14 protein-coding genes and 1 pseudogene are annotated in these 16870 nt (G+C 42.6%); 13 read left to right on the top strand and 2 right to left on the bottom strand.

The features are described from left to right. The first annotated feature begins 163 nt into the window (after nucleotides 1-163). On the top strand, nucleotides 164-1204 hold the full coding sequence (locus IGJ45_RS12925) for a DUF1002 domain-containing protein (RefSeq protein ID WP_113849319.1): 1041 nt from the start codon (nucleotides 164-166) through the stop codon (nucleotides 1202-1204). A gap of 102 nt (nucleotides 1205-1306) precedes the next feature. Then, the gene (locus IGJ45_RS12920; protein WP_003125563.1) at nucleotides 1307-1678 is read left to right on the top strand and encodes a YccF domain-containing protein; all 372 of its coding nucleotides are present in this window, start codon (nucleotides 1307-1309) and stop codon (nucleotides 1676-1678) included. Nucleotides 1679-1809: 131 nt separating this feature from the next. On the opposite strand, the gene IGJ45_RS12915 is transcribed toward IGJ45_RS12920, so the two are convergent. Then, nucleotides 1810-2349, bottom strand: coding sequence for a VanZ family protein (locus IGJ45_RS12915; RefSeq protein WP_349703655.1), 540 nt, complete (start codon nucleotides 2347-2349; stop codon nucleotides 1810-1812). Nucleotides 2350-2629: 280 nt separating this feature from the next. Between IGJ45_RS12915 and kdpA the strand changes: the two genes are divergently transcribed. The 5 genes and pseudogenes from kdpA (at nucleotide 2630) to IGJ45_RS12890 (ending at nucleotide 10203) form a co-directional block, all read left to right on the top strand. After that, nucleotides 2630-4306: a potassium-transporting ATPase subunit KdpA gene (kdpA, locus tag IGJ45_RS12910; RefSeq protein WP_138371160.1), complete on the top strand. Its 1677-nt coding sequence runs from the start codon at nucleotides 2630-2632 to the stop codon at nucleotides 4304-4306. Between the two features lie 10 nt (nucleotides 4307-4316). Further along, nucleotides 4317-6353, top strand: a pseudogene (gene kdpB / locus IGJ45_RS12905) (potassium-transporting ATPase subunit KdpB); the annotation flags it as partial. A gap of 24 nt (nucleotides 6354-6377) precedes the next feature. After that, nucleotides 6378-6899 (top strand): potassium-transporting ATPase subunit C, encoded by a 522-nt coding sequence (locus IGJ45_RS12900; protein WP_003125567.1) that lies wholly within the window; start codon nucleotides 6378-6380, stop codon nucleotides 6897-6899. 25 nt (nucleotides 6900-6924) lie between these two features. After that, complete coding sequence (locus IGJ45_RS12895) at nucleotides 6925-9501, top strand: sensor histidine kinase (RefSeq protein ID WP_195957397.1); 2577 nt, start codon at nucleotides 6925-6927, stop codon at nucleotides 9499-9501. A 15-nt stretch (nucleotides 9502-9516) separates the two neighbouring features. Further along, the gene (locus IGJ45_RS12890) at nucleotides 9517-10203 is read left to right on the top strand and encodes a response regulator transcription factor (protein WP_021150372.1); all 687 of its coding nucleotides are present in this window, start codon (nucleotides 9517-9519) and stop codon (nucleotides 10201-10203) included. A gap of 261 nt (nucleotides 10204-10464) precedes the next feature. Here the strand turns inward: IGJ45_RS12890 and IGJ45_RS12885 are convergent, their stop codons facing one another. Then, the gene (locus IGJ45_RS12885) at nucleotides 10465-11313 is read right to left on the bottom strand and encodes a MurR/RpiR family transcriptional regulator (RefSeq protein ID WP_003125570.1); all 849 of its coding nucleotides are present in this window, start codon (nucleotides 11311-11313) and stop codon (nucleotides 10465-10467) included. A 151-nt stretch (nucleotides 11314-11464) separates the two neighbouring features. On the opposite strand from IGJ45_RS12885, the gene gnd reads away from it, so the two are divergent. The 6 genes from gnd to IGJ45_RS12855 are packed head-to-tail and all read left to right on the top strand — an operon-like array spanning nucleotide 11465 to nucleotide 16750. Further along, nucleotides 11465-12367: a phosphogluconate dehydrogenase (NAD(+)-dependent, decarboxylating) gene (gnd, locus tag IGJ45_RS12880; RefSeq protein WP_252711554.1), complete on the top strand. Its 903-nt coding sequence runs from the start codon at nucleotides 11465-11467 to the stop codon at nucleotides 12365-12367. Nucleotides 12368-12383: 16 nt separating this feature from the next. After that, on the top strand, nucleotides 12384-13388 hold the full coding sequence (locus IGJ45_RS12875) for a D-isomer specific 2-hydroxyacid dehydrogenase family protein (RefSeq protein WP_103300213.1): 1005 nt from the start codon (nucleotides 12384-12386) through the stop codon (nucleotides 13386-13388). Nucleotides 13389-13400: 12 nt separating this feature from the next. Continuing rightward, nucleotides 13401-14504, top strand: a complete 1104-nt coding sequence (locus IGJ45_RS12870; RefSeq protein WP_156231863.1) for an iron-containing alcohol dehydrogenase family protein — start codon at nucleotides 13401-13403, stop codon at nucleotides 14502-14504. Nucleotides 14505-14515: 11 nt separating this feature from the next. After that, on the top strand, nucleotides 14516-15346 hold the full coding sequence (locus tag IGJ45_RS12865) for a PTS mannose/fructose/sorbose/N-acetylgalactosamine transporter subunit IIC (protein WP_003125578.1): 831 nt from the start codon (nucleotides 14516-14518) through the stop codon (nucleotides 15344-15346). A 21-nt stretch (nucleotides 15347-15367) separates the two neighbouring features. Continuing rightward, on the top strand, nucleotides 15368-16225 hold the full coding sequence (locus IGJ45_RS12860) for a PTS system mannose/fructose/sorbose family transporter subunit IID (RefSeq protein ID WP_003125580.1): 858 nt from the start codon (nucleotides 15368-15370) through the stop codon (nucleotides 16223-16225). Between the two features lie 18 nt (nucleotides 16226-16243). After that, nucleotides 16244-16750 (top strand): PTS system mannose/fructose/N-acetylgalactosamine-transporter subunit IIB, encoded by a 507-nt coding sequence (locus IGJ45_RS12855; RefSeq protein WP_003125581.1) that lies wholly within the window; start codon nucleotides 16244-16246, stop codon nucleotides 16748-16750. The last annotated feature ends 120 nt before the right edge of the window (nucleotides 16751-16870 follow it).

Below are 16870 nucleotides of genomic sequence, written 5' to 3'. Positions count from 1 at the left end.
TTTGTAGTCAGTATCCTCAATATTGCGATAAAAAAACATTTTATTTTTTTCTTTAAACAAGTAGATCATAAATTTTCCTTCAAATCCGACCCTAGCCGTAGGTCGAAACGTATCTCTTATAGTACAATAATAGAAACAGGAAAATAGTTAGATGGAGGATACTATGAAAAAAAATATCAGAAAAAAACAAATGATTTTAGCCACTCTCTTGGTTTCTAGCCAAGTTTTAGTTGCCGCACCATTAGCATTTGCTGAAGAATCAACTTCAAGTGAAGGGAGCTCAGCAATCTCACAAACGATCGAAACCTCGTCTTCGGCAGCTTCAGAGACAGCAAGCTCAGAAACTGCGACTTCTACGACGGATAGTAAAGAAAAATTGCAGATCAATGCGGTAGCCATCGGTAATGCATTAACAAAAGAGCAAGAAAACTATACCCTGGATCAACTGGGGATCAAAGGAGAAACACCGATCTATACGACTTCAGGTTCCGATTTAATGAAATATATCCCTGATGGTGGCTTTACTAAAGATTGGGCGGTGTATAGTTCTGTCCGCATGCAGACCCTTGATAGTGGCGAAGGAATCACGGTGGATATTGCGACACCTAAAAATATCACCCGCATCACTGCCGCACAATACCAAAATGCCGCACTGACTGCTGGGATCACAGATGCTAAGCTAACAGTAGCTTCTGCTGTACCGATTGACGGTTCTGGGGCATTGGCAGGAGTCTACAAAATCGTTGAAGAATCCGGCGGCATCATCAATCAAGATCGTGTCAGTGTTGCGCAAGATGAAATGGATGTCTTATCAACCATTACAGAAGAAAACAAAGACAAAGAAGGCTATTCTGATGAAGCTCTGAATGCTGCACAAGAACAAGCGAAAACAGAGCTAGCTGCTCAAACAGCTGATGGCTCAGAGTTGACTCAATCCGATATTCAAGCAACTGTTGAAAAAGCATTGAAAGACAATGGTTTAGAGGGAATCGTGACTTCGGATCAAGTTACTGAATTGACAACATTGATGAGCAACATGAAAGACAAAAATATTTTTGAAGATTTTGTCAAAGAGTTGGATCTTTCAGAAGCCCGCAAACAAATTGAAGAAAAATCCAAAGGTCTCTGGGAAAATGTTAAAAACTTCTTCAGTGGACTTTGGTCTTCGATCACGGGTGTATTTGGCGGAAATTCTAACGAATAAGCAGTTGGCTAAATGAATGTAATCAAAAACGAACGAAGGATAATGCAAGGCGGTCGTCATCTATGATGGCCGCTTTTTTCAAAGGAAAGGAATGTGATGAGTATGAGTTGTTTAGGAAACCTGATTTGGATGATTTTTGGTGGATTGCTTGGTGCAATTTCGTGGTTTTTGGCCGGTTGTCTGTGGTGTGTGACGATCATCGGTATCCCGATTGGTTTGCAGTGTTTTAAATTCGCTTCTTTATCATTGGCCCCTTTTGGAAAAGAAGTTGTCTATAGTGGTTCAGGAGTTTCTTTGCTATTGAATATCCTGTGGCTGATTTTTTCAGGAATACCTTTGGCAATCGCTCATCTGATGAGTGCCATTCTCTTAACGATTACGATTATTGGGATTCCTTTTGCGAAACAGTCGCTGAAACTAGCGGGTCTAGCATTGATGCCTTTTGGTGCCACGATCGTTTCAACAAATCGCTAAACAAAGTGATCTGCTTGATTTCCGGCAACAGCAATACTCATCTAGTAAAACTGCAAGATTTTCTTTTCGAATAGACAGATACGAAAAAGAGCCTTTTGACGGGCTCTTTTTTGCTTGCTCCGATAGTTGATTTACGACTCACTAGGGGAATGAAGCATAAATTTTCTAAGAAAGGATCGCTCAGGCAGCACAGTGAAAAGAAAGCGACTGAGTAAATAACCAAGTAATGCCCCAAAGGTATTTGCAATCAAATCTACGACATCTGCCCCTCGCCAGCCGCCTAGGAAATAATTGCTTAAAAACTGCAGTACTTCGATACTAAAGCTGACTAAAAAACCTAGCAGAACAGCTCGTAAGGCAGAAGTTTTTTTTACCATCAGATAATAAAAAACAGCTAATGGCGCCAACATAATGAGATTAGGGAGTATCGAAAGATCTGCTGCTAAGGAGAAGTTGATGCGACTAAGCCAATCGGATTGATTGGCATAGACCCCTGTTTGGATTTGAAAAGGGAAAAAAGTCAAGTAAAGGACAGCGAAACTATAGAAAACAAAGGCTCCAACCGTTATTTTTTGAAAAAGTGAAAGCTGAGCAGCATTGTAACGCAGAATCAAATAGCAAGTAACAAGAAATAACGGGATTAAGACCAGACCCGAGATCGTAAACTGCATTATTGATTGCTCCTTTCTAGATTAAGTGAGACAAGTATAACCAAATATAACAGGGTGGGCAAGAAGATAAATCCGCTAATTCGCTGTAAACAGACAGATTGTGTTACAGCTCATCGTATAAAGAAGATATAAAGAAATCCAGCGAACCTTGATACTATCTTTACAACATTTTTTTTAAGATAAGATCAAAGGAGAGGAAGAAGATGTTACTACTTTTAGGATGTTTGAGTTTTGGATTGATGCTTTATCTATTTTGGTTTCTGTTCAAGGGGGAAGAGTTATGATGAGTTTTGTTTTTCAAGGGCTGTTTTTCTTTTTTGTATTACTGATTTTAGCAGCCCCTTTAGGGTTTTATATCAAGATGATCATGACGGGGGAGACGCCCCGTTTCGTCCGCTTTATCCAACCGATCGAGCGTGGTTTCTATCGGTTGATCGGTTCAGAAAGTCAGCGAAAAATGTCCGCAAAACGTTATTTGATCAGTGTATTAGGGCTAGGAATCAGTTCGCTGCTGTTTTTGACGGTACTTTTAATGGTTCAAGGCTGGCTGCCGGGTGGAGCAAAGGTTGATAATCTGTCTTTTGATTTAGCACTTAATACAGCTGTCAGCTTTATCACTAATACGAACTGGCAAGCATATTCTGGCGAGTTGGCACTATCCAATAGTACGCAAGTCTTTGGTTTGACTGTCCAAAATTTCTTGTCGGCGGCAGTTGGATTGGCTGTTCTTTGTGCATTCATTCGTGGATTGGTTCAGAAAAAAGAATCCTATTTAGGCAATTTTTGGCAAGACATGGTTCGCGGATTATTGTATATCCTATTACCACTGTCCACGATCATTGCGATTTTATTGATCTCTCAAGGAGTCGTTCAAACCTTCAGTAGCGGAATGGCCTACAACAGTTTGGAAGGAGAAAATCTTTGGTTATATCTTGGCCCTGTTGCTAGTCAGGTGGCTATCAAACAGTTAGGGACGAACGGTGGCGGCTTTTTTGGGGCCAATTCGGCCCATCCATTTGAGAATCCGACGATTTTTTCAAACTTTATCGAGAATTTAGCCATTCTCCTTTTACCAGCTGCGCTGATTTTTGCTTTTGGCTTTTGGGTAAAAGACTGGAAACAAGGACGAACGATTTTATTTGTTTCGCTGTTCTTCCTATTTGCCGCTTTTTTAGGTGTATTGATCAGTGAAAACTATGGACCGATTTTCAACGATGTCGTTGGTTCAGCCAATATGGAAGGCAAAGAAATTCGCTTTGGGATTGGCTGGTCGAGTTTGTGGGCAGTCAGTACCACGGCAGCTTCCAATGGATCGGTCAACGCGATGTTGGATAGCTTCACTCCATTAGGCGGTGCAGTGCCGATGTTTCTCATGCAACTAGGGGAAATCATTTTTGGTGGTGTCGGTAGCGGGCTTTATGGGATGTTAGCATTTCTGCTTTTAGCAGTGTTCATTGCCGGACTGCTTGTTGGACGCACACCAGAATATTTAGGCAAGAAAATCGAAGCCTTTGATATCAAAATGGCAAGTTTAGTCATTTTGACGCCGCTTCTGCTGACGCTGTTTGGGGCGATGGCGCTTGCGATGCACCCGGATATTTTGGAATGGTTGACCAACAAAGGGGCTCACGGATTTAGTGAACTGTTATACGGAGCAACATCATTGGCTAATAACAACGGAAGTGCATTTAATGGGTTGTTAGCAGATACCCCATTCTTGAATGTCTTAGGTAGTGGACTCATGCTTTTCTCTCGGTATATTCCGATCATCGCCGTTTTATTTTTGGCTGAAAACATGGGACGCAAGAAGAAAGTAGCTGTGAATGACGGTACTCTTTCTACCGTCAATCCGACATTCGTCACGATGTTGATGATTGTGATTTTAGTGATCGGGGCATTAAGTTTTCTACCTGCATTGGCATTAGGTCCGATCGCAGATTTTCTTACACTGAAATAAAAAGGAGAAGAATAAAATGAAAAAGATATATCGCTGGGCAATCAAGCAAGCATTTCTCAAACTAGATCCGCGGCAACAAATAAAAAATCCAGTGATGTTCGTGGTTTATATTGGTGCCATCGCAGCGACGGTTCTCTGCTTTGAACAATCTGACATTCCATTGTGGTTTACCATCACGATCACCAGCTTACTTTGGCTCACATTGCTGTTCGCAAATTTTGCTGAAGCGGTCGCGGAAGGTCGTGGGAAAGCTCAGGCAGATAGCTTAAAACAAGCCAAAAAAGACGTCATGACTTACAAAATCAATGATTTACAGGATATCCAATCAGAGCAGTTCATCGAAATGAAGTCATCAGATTTGAAAAAAGGTGACTTGGTTTATGTCGTTTCTGGACAACAGATTCCGGCAGACGGCGATGTCATTGAAGGTGCTGCCTCGGTAGATGAAAGTGCCATTACGGGTGAATCAGCGCCAGTAATTCGAGAATCAGGCGGAGACCGCAGTGCAGTCACTGGCGGGACAACGGTGGTTTCCGATTACTTGGTCATTCGAGTGACGTCTGAAAATGGACATTCGTTTTTGGATAAAATGATTTCAATGGTAGAAGGGACACAACGCAAAAAAACGCCTAATGAAATAGGGCTGCAGATTTTTCTGATCACATTGACGATCATCTTTTTAGCGGTGGCAGTAACATTAGTCCCATTTACGGAACTAAGCAGTATTCTTTCGCAAAAAGGAACCGCGCTTTCTAGTATTGTAATTATTGCATTGCTCGTTTGTCTAGCCCCAACGACCATCGGTGCACTGATCTCTTCGATCGGGATTGCTGGAATGAGCCGTCTGACGAAAGAAAATGTTATTGCCATGAGCGGTCGTGCCATCGAAGCGGCTGGTGATGTCGATATTTTGTTATTGGATAAAACAGGAACCATTACACTGGGAAATCGTCGGGCAAGTGCCTTTCTACCTGTAGCCGGTATTAGTGAAGAACAATTAGCAGATGCCGCGCAGCTTTCCTCATTAGCTGACGAAACGGCAGAAGGCCGCAGTATTGTTATTCTAGCCAAAGAAAAATTTGGGATTCGAGAACGCGCTTTTGAACAATCCGAAGTGAAATTTATCGATTTTAGTGCCAAAACACGGATGAGCGGCATGGATTATCGTGGCGATCAAATTCGTAAAGGTGCGGCGGATACGATCAAGAAATATGTGCTCGCTCGTGGCGGTACCTACCCACCGCAGTGTGACCAAATCGTAGCCAAAGTGGCGCACTCTGGGGGTACCCCGTTGGTAGTTGTCAAAAATGACCAAGTCATGGGGGTCATCTATTTGAAGGACATCGTCAAAAACGGTGTACAGGAAAATTTTGCCGATATGCGGAAAATGGGTATCAAAACTATCATGATCACAGGAGACAACCCGTTGACCGCAGCAGCGATTGCAGCAGAAGCGGGAGTCGATGATTTCCTCGCTGAAGCAACGCCAGAAAACAAAATGGAGTTGATTCGGCAATACCAAGAAAAAGGACACTTGGTTGCCATGACCGGCGACGGAACCAACGATGCACCAGCATTGGCTCAAGCAGATGTGGCAATGGCTATGAATACTGGAACACAGGCTGCCAAAGAGGCTGGCAACATGATCGATCTGGATTCCAGTCCAACCAAATTGCTGCAGGTCGTACGAATCGGTAAACAGCTGTTGATGACTCGTGGTGCATTGACGACATTCAGCATTGCCAATGATGTGGCGAAATATTTCGCCGTGATCCCTGTTCTTTTTTATGGCATCTATCCTGAACTGGCGCAATTGAACGTGATGCAGTTAGGTAGTCCACTGACGGCGATCTTGTCAGCCGTGATTTACAATGCGGTCATTATCGTTGCTTTGATTCCATTAGCTCTAAAAGGAGTCAAATACAAAGAAAAACCAGCCAGCCAAATTTTGCGCCACAATTTACTGGTATATGGACTAGGCGGATTGATCGCACCTTTCATTTTTATCAAATTGATCGATATCGTGCTAAGCTTTTTCCTACTATGAACAAATTGAAAGAAGGATGCAGAAATGAAAAAGATTCTAGGGACTCAATTGCGTTTCTTGGTGTTTAGTATTTTGTTTTTTGGCGGGGTGTATACTGCTGTGATCACTGGTGTCGGTCAATTGCTATTTTCCAACCAAGCCAATGGTAGTCAACGAATGGTAGAGGGAGAAGTAGTTGGTTCAACACTGATTGGTCAGCAGTTCCTGCAACCAGGCTACTTTGCTGGCAGAAGCAATGCGGTCTCCCAATTGTCTCCGGTCTCTGCGGAACAAGAGGGACTGGTATCCGACAGAAAGACCGCGCTTCAAAGAGAAAATCAAATCACAGAGGTACCGGTTGATCTGGTGACTGCATCAGCCAGCGGATTAGATCCGCATATTAGTGTCGCTGCAGCCGAGATACAAGTACCTCGCATCGCCAAAGAACGTAAACAGAAGGAAACAGCCATTCGTGCTATAATAAAAGAAAAGACACAAAAAGATTGGTTTTCTGATCGAACATTTGTCAATGTGCTTGAACTGAATTTAGCATTAGATAAACTGTAAGTGATTGTTGATGGGAGAAGCAAACATGGATAGACCAATATCAATAGATACATTGAAAGCAGAAAATCGAAAAAAAGGCCGGCTGCGGGTGTACTTTGGCTTTGCTGCAGGAGTAGGAAAAACTTACGCCATGCTTTTAGAAGCACAGGAACTAAAAGCCCTCGGCAAAGATGTGGTGATAGGCTACATCGAACCCCATGATCGTCCAGATACCAATAGTCTGCTGGCTGGTTTGCCGCAGATTCCGTTGAAAGAAATCCAATACAAAGGGATCACGTTGACTGAACCAGATATCGATGCGATCATTCAGCAGCAGCCTGCGATTGTCTTAATCGATGAATTGGCCCATACGAACGCTGAAGGATCAAGAAATCGCAAGAGGTATCAAGACATTGAAGAACTTTTAAATGCCGGTATTGATGTGCATACGACGGTCAATGTCCAACACATTGAAAGCTTGAATGATATTGTAGAAGAAGTAACTGGGATCGAAGTCAAAGAGACGGTCCCAGATACATTCTTCCAACAAGCAACATTGAAAGTGATCGATGTCGAGCCAGATGAGCTGATCGATCGGTTGGCACAAGGAAAAATCTATGCCAACGAAAATGCCAAGCGAGCGTTGCAGAATTTTTTTATTCCCAAAAAACTGGAACAACTGCGGGGATTGGCGATTCAGCGGGCTTCTGACCACATCAATCGAATCAGTGGCCGAACCAATGGAATCCAGAGCAAACTGATCACGATTGTCCAGGATGCATTCCCTAAAATGGCAGAAAAAAGTATTCGTTGGACAGCGCGATTAGCGCAAGGCCTAGGTGCTGAATGGACTGTGCTTTACATACGTTCGGAAGAAAAAAATGAAGCAACGACATTAGCCGAAAAGTTAGGCGCGGAAGTCGTTGTCATTGAAGAAGACAATTATTTTGAAACAATCATCGAATATGCCAAGCTGGTGGGAGCCACCGATATCATCATGGGTAAAAACCTGGCCAAGCCATGGTATGAGAAACTGTTTGTGGAAGAACTTGATGTGCGGCTACTGAAACGGTTGCCTGACACTGAGATTCATTTGATTCCTTACAAAGAGGAGCGTGCTTCTATTTTTTCTCTTTCCAAGAAAGTCATCGAAGGAGGGGGAAAGGATCTAGCGATTGCCCTGATCAGTGTTTTCTTAGCGACACTGACGACTGAAGTGATGCAGTATTTGCATTTTGGTGATCAGAATTTGATGCTCGTCTACATTTTTTTTATTCTACTTGTGGCGCGTCTAACTTCAGGCTATTTCTGGAGCGCTCTTTCTTCGATCCTGAGCGTCCTAGCCTTCAACTGGTTCTTCGTTGAACCACTGTACTCCTTGACCGTCTATAAACAAGGTTATCCGATTACGTTAGTCATCATGCTGCTTGTCGCACTAATGATCAGTAATCTAATGGTTCGTTTAAAAAAACAAGCTGTTCATTCAATGGAAAAAGAACAGCAGATGGAAATACTTTATGAGTTGAACAAGCAATTTGTTCTAGCAGAAGACCGGCAGCAGATTTTTGATTTGTCAGCCACCTATCTGGCCCGCTTGTTAGATCGCGAAGTGATTTTGTATGATGCACAAGCGCAAAAACAAAGCCAATATGGAGCAAAAAAACAATCCGCATTGAGTCATCCGGAAGAAGCGGCTGTTGCTTATTGGTCTGCCAAAAATCAGAAAGAGTCTGGCTATGGGACCGATACATTAAGTGGTGCAAAGGGATTTTATTTACCGATTATTGCCAACAGCAAAACACTGGCCGTTTTAGGAATTCGCAGAAGCCGTAATTTTCCACTTGAGAACAGCCAACTAAATTATCTGCGCTTAGTGTTGACCCAGTTAGCTGTGATTTTAGAACAAACAGAATTGAAGGATGAAAAAGAAAAAATTGAATTAGAAAATGAACGAGAAAAAGTTCGCAGCAATTTGTTGCGGGCCATCTCTCATGATTTACGGACACCTTTAACGGCGATTTCAGGAATTGCGGAGACACTCTTACAAACTAATAACTCTTTAAAAGAAGCGACTCGCAGCAAGTTATTGAGAGACATCCAAAGTGAGTCCCAATGGCTGATCCGCATGGTGGAGAATTTGCTTTCGATCACTCGTATCAACATGGACACAATGCAAGTCAAGAAAACCCCAGAACCAATCGAAGAGATCATTGGCGCAGTCTATGAACATGCCAAAAAAGTCTATCCGGAAAAAGAGTTGATCGTTCAGTTGCCGGAATCGGTCCTGTTCGTAGAAGTAGATCCGATTTTGATGGAACAAGCGATTTTTAATTTAGTAGAAAATGCCTTTCGACATGGTTCAGACTCGGAAAAAGTCTACTTGTCTGTATTTCAAGAAGGAGCAAAAACGGTATGTGAAATAAAAAATACCGGGGAAATATCGATGAAGCAGTTTGAACGGATCCAATCAAATCTGTCTTCAGACAATGAAGTGCCGGTAGACTCAAAAAATGGTCTCGGCATCGGCCTGAGTATCGTCAAAACCATTGTTCATGCCCATCATGGCAAGTTGGAGATGGCCGTAGCAGATGGTCAAACGGTCGTACGCATTTATTTGAATTAACTGGAGGTGGGCATCATGGGAAGAACTGTCTTGCTGATTGAAGACGATCCGACGATCGCCGATTTTATGGAAGTCGTTTTAGAAAAAGAAAGGTATCATATTCGAGTAGCAGAGACTGGAATGGCTGCTCTGACGATTTTTCAGGAACAATCCTTTGACTTGATTTTACTTGACCTAGGACTACCCGATATTGACGGCATGGAGTTATTGAAAATCATTCGCAAACGGATGGCGGTGCCATTGATCGTGATTTCAGCTCGCAGCAATGAAAGCGAGAAAGTCAAAGCGTTGGATCTTGGTGCGGATGATTATGTGACCAAGCCATTTGGTATGAATGAATTGCTTGCAAGGATCCGCACAGCATTCAGGCATCGGAAGCAAGAGCCAATGCCGCTAGTCATCAAGAATGGTGAATTAACACTTGATACTGAAAGGCAGCTTTTGACTAAGGCCGGAACAGAGATTCATTTAACCAAAAATGAGTACCGAATTTTAACTGTTTTGTTCCAACATCTAGGCAAAGTCGTAACGTACCAAACGTTGGCGACAGAAGTTTGGGGGCCTTATGGCACTGATCCGCAAGTATTGCGGGTCAATATGTCAAATATACGAAAAAAGATCGAGACCAATACCATCAGTCCCGAATACTTGATCACTGAGATCGGTCTCGGTTATCGCTTAAGGGATCATCGCGACTTGTGAGGATTTTTAACAAGAGAAAGCAGACTGTTTTTCTATGAGGAAAGACAGTCTGCTTTTTTCTATTATCATGGGCTAAAAATCGAACACGCTTATGCTTAGACGGTATCAGAACTTTAATCGTTAGCTTTGGTTTTTATTTAGACTAGCCATCAATCCTCTGAAGTCCAAAGAAAGGAGAGCAGAGGAAATTACTTTTACATAACCCATTAGTACATGATTGAAAGGTTTTAAAGATTAGGCTGCTACGCTATTTAAAGAAGGCTATTCTTTGATTTTAGAAATCGTACGTCGAACTTTCGCAATGGAGTCTTGGGATTTGTTGCGGTTGATAAACATCAAAATCACATAGAGCGAATCGATGATACTTAGTTGAGAGATTCTGGAAGCAAGAGCTTCTGAACGAAATTCGATCTCTTCGGAAACAGAAATAAATACGACATCCCCTAATTTGGCTAGCGGAGATGCTGCGTGACTGGTAATAACGATAACTTTGGCGCCGCAATCTTTGGCGACTTGCGCAAGTTCAATCGTTTCTTTCGATTTACCCGTATGAGAAATCAACAGGGCACAATCTTCTGGGGTCAGTAACGCTGCTTCCATCAACTGAATGTGATAATCCGCACTGTGAACGACAGAAATCGGTGAGCGCAAGAATTTATGGTATGCATCAGCTGCAACGATTTCAGAACCGCCTACGCCAAAAAAGAACAATCGCTTGGCACTGTCGATCATTTGGACGGCTTGTTTCAAATCTTCTTCTTGCAGTAGTTTTCGCGTATCGGTCAATGTGGTGAGGTTGGAATCAAAGACTTTGCGCGCCATGGTCAGCTCGTTATCTGATTGCTGAATATTTTCGTGGAAAGAGATGGCGGATAAATCATTTTCTTGCATCAACATGGCCATCTTAAAGTCTTTAAAACCGTTGTAACCAAGTTTTTTTGTAAATTGAAAAAATGTCGAATCCGCCATTCCTAGCTCATTTGCTAAATCACTAATGGAACTATGGCTAACCTTACTGGGGTTTTCGAGTATGTAATCGGCGATTGCTTGTTCTTTGGGGCTTAAGTCTTTATAGAGGGTCTTGATTTTTAAGCGAATCGATATAGTCATAGTGTTTTTCTCCTTTTTCAATACATTCCGAAGCCTTCATTTTTAAAGTACAACGATTTCCAAAGAAATGCAAATAAAAAATATTTTTTATTATTTATATTTACAAAAAAATATTTTTTTGTATAATGAAGATAGAAATGGAGGCGCTATCATGGAGATTGGTATTATCGGTCTTGGCAAAATGGGCTTGAACTTAGCAAGCAATTTAAAAGATCATGGCTATCGAACGAAAGGGCTGGATCTTTCAGAACAAGCACGACTTGCTGCACGAAGGGAGGGAATAGAAACATATGAGACTATCAGCCAAATGGTCGCTTCATTTACTGGCAAACGAGTCATCTGGCTGATGCTGCCAGCAGGGGAAATCACAGAATCGGTACTAAAAGACTTGCTGCCACTTGTTTTGCCAGAAGATATCGTGATAGAAGGTGGAAATTCAAATTATAAAGATTCGATTCGACGAGGGAAACAATTTGCAGACAAAGAGGTTGCCTATTTGGATTGCGGCACTTCAGGAGGAATCTCCGGTGCGCGCAAGAATGCTTGTCTGATGGTCGGCGGCGACTTAAATGCCTTTCATTCGATCGAACAAGTATTCAAAGATGTTGCTATTGAAGGCGGATATCTTTATGCAGGCGCATCAGGAAGCGGTCACTTCTTGAAGATGATCCACAACGGGATCGAATATGGCATGATGCAAGCAATCGGTGAAGGGTTCCAACTGATTGAGCAGAGTGAGTATGCTTTTGATTTAGCAGCAGTAGCCCATGTCTGGAACCACGGATCGGTAATCCGCAGCTGGCTGATGGAGATTGCCGAAGCACAATTTTCCAACAGCCCCCACTTAGAAGAATATCGGGGTATCGTTGCTGCTTCAGGAGAAGCCAAATGGACGGTGGAAACAGCACTGGAAATGGACGTTGCCGTTCCAGCGATTGCATTAAGTCTTTTCATGAGAAATTTATCACAAGAACAAGACAGCTTCTCAGCAAAAGTGGTGTCTGCGCTGAGAAATGGATTTGGCGGACACGAAATCGTAACAAAAACGGAATAAAGGAAGGAGACTTAGGATGCTTGAGTATAAGATTGCGATAGTCAACTCTAGTAGTTTTGGCAAAATATTTCCTCAACATATCCAGAGGCTCGAAAAAATCGGCACAGTGACTCATTTTGATGTGGAAAGTGACATTTCCGGGAAGGAATTGGCGCAACGTTTACAAGGTTATAATCTGATCATCGCCAGTGTGACGCCTCACTTTACAGAGGAATTTTTTGAACACAAAGATGAGCTATTATTGATCACTCGTCATGGTATTGGCTACAACAATATCGATCTAGCAGCTGCACGTAACCATCAAACGATCGTTTCGATCATCCCAGCATTGGTGGAACGAGATGCGGTGGCAGAAAATAATGTGACGAATCTGTTGGCGCTTTTGCGGTGTACCGTAGAGTCATCTGTGAAAGTTCGGCAAGATCAATGGGAGTCACGAGCCAAATTCGTCGGGCGAGCATTGTTCAATAAAACAGTAGGCGTCATAGGTGTAGGCAACACAGGAAGTTGTGTCGTGGAGATTTTGCGCAATGGGTTTCGCTGTGAGGTATTAGCCTATGATCCCTATCAATCAGCACTCCACATACAAAGTTATGGCGGGAAGAAAGTTGAGTTAGATGAGTTACTGACTCGTTCAGACATCATTTGTCTGTGTGCCAATTTGACAGAAGAAAATTATCATATGATTTCAACCAAAGAAATTGAAAAAATGAAAGACCAAGTATATTTGTCAAATAGTGCTCGCGGAGCACTTTTAGATGAACAAGCAATTGTAAACGGTTTAAAATCCGGGAAGATCGCTGGCTTAGCGACAGATGTTTTAGAAGAAGAACCGGGGCGCAAGGATCACCCATACCTGGCATTTGATAACGTAATCATGACACCTCATACGTCTGCTTACACAATGGAGTGTCTCGAACAGATGGGAGAAAAATGTGTGACGGACATCGAACAGATCATTCAAGGGCAATTACCAGAACGAGCTGTTCAAGATCAAAGCGATTTTCTTGTTTTCTCATAAGGAGGGAAGGAAATGTTAACTGATTTAAAAGTAAAAGTTGGTCCTCAGTTTTATCGTTACCATGAAGGTGCATTCGCCCATATTCCAGAGCTGCTGCAAGAATATCAAGCCAAACGATTATTAATCGTTCATGGCTCGATTTCATGGCAAAAAGCGCAACCCAAATTGACTTTTATCAACGAGGCGCCCCAGGATGTTTTTTATCATCAGTATACTGGGGAATGCAGTTACTACGGTGCAAATTTGATCAAAGATCAAGTAGAAGCACATCACATTGACTTTATTATCGGTGTCGGCGGCGGAAAATTGACCGATTTGGTCGGGTACGCAGCCCATCTGACCAATACGCCATTTGGTGTCGTGCCAACCTTAGCAAGTAATTGTGCACCATGGACACCGTTAGCTGTGATGTATAAAGAAAACGGCGAATCTGAAGGAAAGTCAGAGCACTTCTTGCGGCAAGCAGCTTTTTTGATTACAGATCCGACACTAGTGATTGATGCGCCAGTTTCCTACTTTATTGCTGGACTAGCAGATACCTTAGCAAAGTGGTATGAATCAGAAACAATTTTGGCGCAACCACAGCTTCAACATGAGCCTTTTCTACAATTGGCTGGCTACACAGCCAAACTATGCGAGAACGCGATTGTATCTCAGTCAAAACAAGCAATCCAGGATATGGAAGAGCAAAAGGTAACAGAAGAATTCATTCACTTGTCAGAGATTGTGTTTGCAGTTGCCGGTTTAGTTGGTGGATTGGGTGACAAATACGCCCGCAATGCGGCAGCCCATGCGATGCATGACGCAATCAGCAAATATCTGCCAGCAAGTCATCAGTTTTTGCATGGTGAAAAAGTTGCTTACGGCATTTTTTATCAATTAGCGATTGAAGAAAGATGGACGGTCATTGATCAGTTATTGCCGTTTTATCGAGAATTGCAGTTGCCAATGTCCCTGCATCAAATGGGGATCTATCCAGAAGACCCGCAAGTGATCGATCAGTTGGTGGCATTTGTTGATTCAAAAGAGAAAGTTCATCTGATTCCGGTTTCTATAACGAAAGAACGGCTGAAAAAAGCACTTTTAGATTTAGAAAACTATATTGAGCAGGTTTAGGAGGAGGAAAAATGGAAACTTTAAGCATTACACAGAGTTTACTGATTGCTTTATGGGTTGCGGCAGTCATGTCTAGATGGCTTGGTGGTGGGGCAACACTAACCCTTCGTTTCTCGCCATTGATGACTGGGTTGGTTGTTGGGATCGTGATGGGGGATGTAGCGCAGGCGATGATCGTTACTGCTGCACTACAGATGATTTATATGGGGGTCTTCTCTCCCGGCGGCTCAATGCCAGCTGAACCATCGATTGCTGCGGCTATTGCTGTACCGGTAGCATTATTAGGTAATCTGAAGCCCGAAGCGGCGATCGCAGTTGCTGTCCCAGTGGGACTTTTAGGCAGTTATTTGTATCAGTTCCGGTTCTTTATCAATACATTTTTAGGGAAATATACGGATAAAGCAGTGGAAGACATGAATACAAAAGCAATTACTCGTTCGATCATTTTGTATCCAACGTTGGCCTCATTTATTTTATTTGTACCGCTTGTTTTCATCGCACTTTATCTGGGTGCACCACTGATCGCTGATGTCATCAATGCCCTTGAAGGGACTGTCGTCATCCATATTCTGGAGGTAGTAGGTGGTGGCTTGGCAGCGATCGGGATTGCAACGACTGTTTATGTCATTGGTCGGAAAGATTACATGGTTTTCTTTTTCCTTGCCTATTTTATGAGTGTCGTACTGAAATCATTGGAAATCACTATGGTTACTTACGCAATCTTTGGTGTTCTGATCGCATTGATCTTTGTACAATCACAAAAAGGAAAATTAGCTCCAGCTGCTGAAACGAATACGTCCAATGCATCCTTTGATGAGGACGATTACGATGATGGATTCTAAGAAACAAGGAGGAAGGAAAAAATGACAGAATCAGTGAAAGCAACACAGATCGCTCCAGAGGAGATCACAAAAAAAGATGTCACGAAAGCATATCTTCGCTGGCACTTTGCCAACGAGATCCCTCATTCATTTGAACGCTATCTGGCACCGTCACTTTTATACGCAATGATGCCGATTTTACGAAAATTATATAAGAACGAAGACGCCCTCAAGGCTGCCTATAAGCGGCAACTGCTCTTTTTCAACACGCAATTGAGCTGGGGGGGCGGCGTGATCACAGGCCTGATGTCTTCTATGGAACAGCAGCGGGCAGAAGAAGAACATGAAAACAAAGAAGTTCTGATGCAAGATGATTTGATGTATAACACAAAAGCAGGGTTGATGGGTGCTTTAGCAGGGATCGGTGATGCGATCGATTCTGGAACAGTACAGTATATCTTTATTGCGATCGCTGTCCCATGGGCCCAGCAGGGAAGTCCGCTAGGTGCATTGTTCCCATTTGTCTGTTTCGCTTTATACCAAGCATTTTTAGGTGTATTTTTTGCTCGACAAGCTTTTGCAATGGGACGAAACGCGACCGGATTGATGCAAAGTACCGGTGTTCAGACAGCAATCGAAACGTTGTCTGTTCTCGGGTTGTTTATGATGGGGGTCTTAGCTGGAAACTATGTCAATGTTTCTTCTTCTCTGAAATTTGATATTTCAGGACGAGAATTTATCATTCAAGATATTCTTGACCAGATTGTTCCAGGTATCTTGCCATTGGCTGTTGTAATGGGTGTTTATTGGTTCTATACGAAAAAAGGCTTAAAAGTTACGCAAGCACTGCTCTGGCTGACTTTGATCTTGATCATTCTAGCCGGCGTAGGGATTTTATAGAAAAGGAAGTGGAAAACAATGGGTGTAGTAAATTTAGCACGTGTGGATGAACGGTTGATTCATGGGCAAGTCATGATGACGTTGTCTCAAAAAAGCGGGGTCAACTCTATCTTCGTCGTTGATGAAGTGGTTGCTAAGGATAAATTCATGCGAGATCTATACAAAAATGCCGGCAGTCGCACAGGACAAAAAACGATTGTCGTGACACCAGAAAAAGCAAAATTTTATTGGGATGAATATGCGTTTAAAGAGTACAACTGCATCCTGATCGCAAAAACCATCAGTGTGATTTATGATCTGGTCACCCATGGTGTGCCAATGAAAGAGTTGAACATTGGCGGGATCGCACAGAAAGATCCAGAAAAAGATCTGTTAGTTACAAAATCCGTCTACTTGAATAAAGCAGATGCCGCAAGATTAAAGGAAATGAATGAACACTATGGAGTCGAAAACATCTATTTCCAAGCAACACCTTCTGCTCCTAAATCCTCTTTAAAAGAGGTCTTGAAACAATTCGGATTATAACTGCCAAATACAGCAACTGAGCTAGTTCCATCAATAACAAAAAAGCAACGGTCATTTGATGGTTGCTAGCTCAAAGGCTGTTGAAAACGTGCTGGATCCTTCGAAAAATGGGAGATGAAA

It is taken from the genome of Enterococcus sp. DIV0574 (genome assembly GCF_051711125.1).
In the GTDB taxonomy this organism is placed as follows: domain Bacteria; phylum Bacillota; class Bacilli; order Lactobacillales; family Enterococcaceae; genus Enterococcus_D; species Enterococcus_D gallinarum.
The sequence above is the reverse complement of the archived record's forward strand: the minus strand, read 5'-3'. Positions and strand labels throughout refer to the sequence as shown.

Bases quoted from the DNA above. Each gene is read 5' to 3' on its own strand.
- gnd (WP_252711554.1), top strand. From the start codon at position 11,465: ATGGAGATTGGTATTATCGGTCTTGGCAAAATGGGCTTGAACTTAGCA.
- IGJ45_RS12890 (WP_021150372.1), top strand. From the start codon at position 9,517: ATGGGAAGAACTGTCTTGCTGATTGAAGACGATCCGACGATCGCCGAT.
- IGJ45_RS12875 (WP_103300213.1), top strand. From the start codon at position 12,384: ATGCTTGAGTATAAGATTGCGATAGTCAACTCTAGTAGTTTTGGCAAA.
- IGJ45_RS12895 (WP_195957397.1), top strand. From the start codon at position 6,925: ATGGATAGACCAATATCAATAGATACATTGAAAGCAGAAAATCGAAAA.
- kdpA (WP_138371160.1), top strand. From the start codon at position 2,630: ATGATGAGTTTTGTTTTTCAAGGGCTGTTTTTCTTTTTTGTATTACTG.
- IGJ45_RS12885 (WP_003125570.1), bottom strand. From the start codon at position 11,313: ATGACTATATCGATTCGCTTAAAAATCAAGACCCTCTATAAAGACTTA.
- IGJ45_RS12915 (WP_349703655.1), bottom strand. From the start codon at position 2,349: ATGCAGTTTACGATCTCGGGTCTGGTCTTAATCCCGTTATTTCTTGTT.
- IGJ45_RS12925 (WP_113849319.1), top strand. From the start codon at position 164: ATGAAAAAAAATATCAGAAAAAAACAAATGATTTTAGCCACTCTCTTG.
- IGJ45_RS12860 (WP_003125580.1), top strand. From the start codon at position 15,368: ATGACAGAATCAGTGAAAGCAACACAGATCGCTCCAGAGGAGATCACA.
- IGJ45_RS12920 (WP_003125563.1), top strand. From the start codon at position 1,307: ATGAGTTGTTTAGGAAACCTGATTTGGATGATTTTTGGTGGATTGCTT.
- IGJ45_RS12855 (WP_003125581.1), top strand. From the start codon at position 16,244: ATGGGTGTAGTAAATTTAGCACGTGTGGATGAACGGTTGATTCATGGG.
- IGJ45_RS12865 (WP_003125578.1), top strand. From the start codon at position 14,516: ATGGAAACTTTAAGCATTACACAGAGTTTACTGATTGCTTTATGGGTT.
- IGJ45_RS12900 (WP_003125567.1), top strand. From the start codon at position 6,378: ATGAAAAAGATTCTAGGGACTCAATTGCGTTTCTTGGTGTTTAGTATT.
- IGJ45_RS12870 (WP_156231863.1), top strand. From the start codon at position 13,401: ATGTTAACTGATTTAAAAGTAAAAGTTGGTCCTCAGTTTTATCGTTAC.